This is a genomic window from Bifidobacterium sp. LH_730 (genome assembly GCF_056355835.1).
Genome location: NZ_JBKETB010000029.1, coordinates 1 through 1839, shown reverse-complemented (window position 1 = coordinate 1839; position 1839 = coordinate 1). Strand labels below are relative to the sequence as shown.

Sequence of the window (1839 nt, the reverse complement as noted above, 5' to 3'; positions counted from 1 at the left end):
GTGGACGCGCTTCTTGGCCGTGAGCCGTTGGAGGTTTCGCGGTGAGTTGGGCTTACAAAGTGTTGTATGCGCTGGCTGTGTGGCCGGTTGCGTTGGTTCTGGCCGTTATTGGCGCGTGGTGGCCGCTGGCCGTGGTGTTGGCGTGCGGCCTGTTCGAGTGGTTGGGCGTGCCTGAGCGTGTGGGCGCTTGGCTTGGGGGTGATGGCCGGTGATGTTCCTTCGTTTCCTGTCGTTGCCGTTCAGGCTGGTGTCCGTCGTGTTGTTCGCGTTCGCCTTGATGTTCGACGCCGCGGCTTGCTTGCTTTGTCGCCGGAAGTCCGTTCTGCGCGAGTGCTTGGAGGACTTTCTATGAGCGGCAAGCCTGCGTTGGCCCAGCGTGACAGGGGCCATTACACGTTCACCAGCGTGGTGAAGCCCACCGGGCTGATCGCGTTGTGCGTCACGCCGCATTACGGCGAGTTCGAGGAATTGGGGCGGATAACCAAACCGATTGTGTATGAGTTCACGCGCGAGGAGGCGGCCGGCCTGATCGGTTGCCTTGACGCGCTTCTTGGGGACGACAGCCCGCTTTAGCGCTGGTGCTTGCGATAACTGAACAGCCCTTGACCCAGCCGAAGGTCGGTTGCTGGGTAGGCGTGATAAAGCACCCGGCCGCGCCTCGCCCAGCGCGTTACAAACACGCCAACTGTGGGTTGGCGGTTACCACGGCATCGCGGGGTGCCATGCGGGAATTGATTAAGTCAATGAACCGGCGTCGCCTTCACAGGGAGATTGACGGGGCTATGGACGCATACGTGCGTTGCCGCCGGTTCAAACCATCTCGCGTCATCACGACGCCGACCATGCGACGGCCCGGCTCCATACCGAAAGCCTTAGCGTGCGAGCCTTCAAGCGAAGCGCCTAGCCCGGAAGGGCTTCGCGTTTTTCGTCTATAAGGCTCCCGCTCTAACCTCTCACCACCCAAAAGTCTTCATAAAGAATCCAACGAAACCCATTCACAGAAAGCGAGAAACGATTATGAGCATTGAAGTCATCCGCAAGCCTAGGAAACGCAAGAATTACAAGGAAACACGGGCGAAGGACTTAAAGAACGCCGTAAGGTGGAATCTGCCCAGATTGGAGCATGACACCATCGGCATGGAGAACGTGCCACGCCAGATGGTGGTGAAGCTGCTGCACTTGGACATGGTTGTTCCCTCGACCGACCCGACCGGCACGCACACCATGCAATCGCTGATCGCCTCGGGCTATGTGCTTCGTCCAAAGCGTCAGTATGGCGTGGAGGTGTTCGACCGCGACGATCTGGTGCAGTCCCTCAAGGCCTATGCTGGGGTGCGTTGACATGCGCGCGAAACTGAAACTGGTGATCGAGGAAACCGACGACACGGGCACCAGCACCACCACCTTGCCGCTGGCGTTCGGCATGTTCGACGATATGGGCAGCCCGGTGACAGGCGTGTACGACGCGCGCGAGGGCGACCACCGGCGCTTGCGATTCGCCACTTGGCTGCTGCCGTCCATCACCGAGGCGATCGTGAGGGCGAACTACGACGCCGACCCCGACCCGGAGGCCGGCATATGAACCCGCGCGCGAAGCTGACCGCGAAACAGGCGGCCAAATACTTGGGCGTGAGCGAAAGCCTGTTGCGAAAGTGGCGCGGCGAGCATTACGGCCCGGTGTTCTACCGACCCACCGACGCGCCCAACTGCCCCGTGCTGTACGAGGTGGCCGACCTCGACATGTTCGTGGCTAGGCGCAAGCGCAGGGAGGCCGAGCGTGCCGCGTAGACAGGTAGTCGCCCCAGCGATACGTGCGGCGGAGATAGCGGCGTGGGGCAA

Annotated in this window: 4 protein-coding genes; all 4 read left to right on the top strand. The window is 61.3% G+C overall.

All coding sequences use genetic code 11. The features are described from left to right. The first annotated feature begins 348 nt into the window (after positions 1–348). The 4 genes from AC1AUD_RS13655 (at position 349) to AC1AUD_RS13640 (ending at position 1788) form a co-directional block, all read left to right on the top strand. Positions 349–573: a hypothetical protein gene (locus tag AC1AUD_RS13655; protein WP_476574925.1), complete on the top strand. Its 225-nt coding sequence runs from the start codon at positions 349–351 to the stop codon at positions 571–573. Between the two features lie 444 nt (positions 574–1017). Beyond that, positions 1018–1341 carry a hypothetical protein gene (locus AC1AUD_RS13650; RefSeq protein WP_476574924.1) on the top strand — a complete coding sequence of 108 codons (324 nt, stop codon included), beginning with the start codon at positions 1018–1020 and terminating at the stop codon, positions 1339–1341. A 1-nt stretch (position 1342) separates the two neighbouring features. After that, positions 1343–1582 carry a hypothetical protein gene (locus AC1AUD_RS13645; RefSeq protein ID WP_476574923.1) on the top strand — a complete coding sequence of 80 codons (240 nt, stop codon included), beginning with the start codon at positions 1343–1345 and terminating at the stop codon, positions 1580–1582. Beyond that, on the top strand, positions 1579–1788 hold the full coding sequence (locus tag AC1AUD_RS13640; RefSeq protein WP_476574922.1) for a helix-turn-helix domain-containing protein: 210 nt from the start codon (positions 1579–1581) through the stop codon (positions 1786–1788). Before AC1AUD_RS13645 ends, AC1AUD_RS13640 begins: the two co-directional genes overlap by 4 nt. The last annotated feature ends 51 nt before the right edge of the window (positions 1789–1839 follow it).

What these genes read in the sequence shown, in the direction of transcription:
- AC1AUD_RS13650 (WP_476574924.1), top strand. Translation starts at nt 1,018, where the DNA reads ATGAGCATTGAAGTCATCCGCAAGCCTAGGAAACGCAAGAATTACAAG.
- AC1AUD_RS13640 (WP_476574922.1), top strand. Translation starts at nt 1,579, where the DNA reads ATGAACCCGCGCGCGAAGCTGACCGCGAAACAGGCGGCCAAATACTTG.
- AC1AUD_RS13645 (WP_476574923.1), top strand. Translation starts at nt 1,343, where the DNA reads ATGCGCGCGAAACTGAAACTGGTGATCGAGGAAACCGACGACACGGGC.
- AC1AUD_RS13655 (WP_476574925.1), top strand. Translation starts at nt 349, where the DNA reads ATGAGCGGCAAGCCTGCGTTGGCCCAGCGTGACAGGGGCCATTACACG.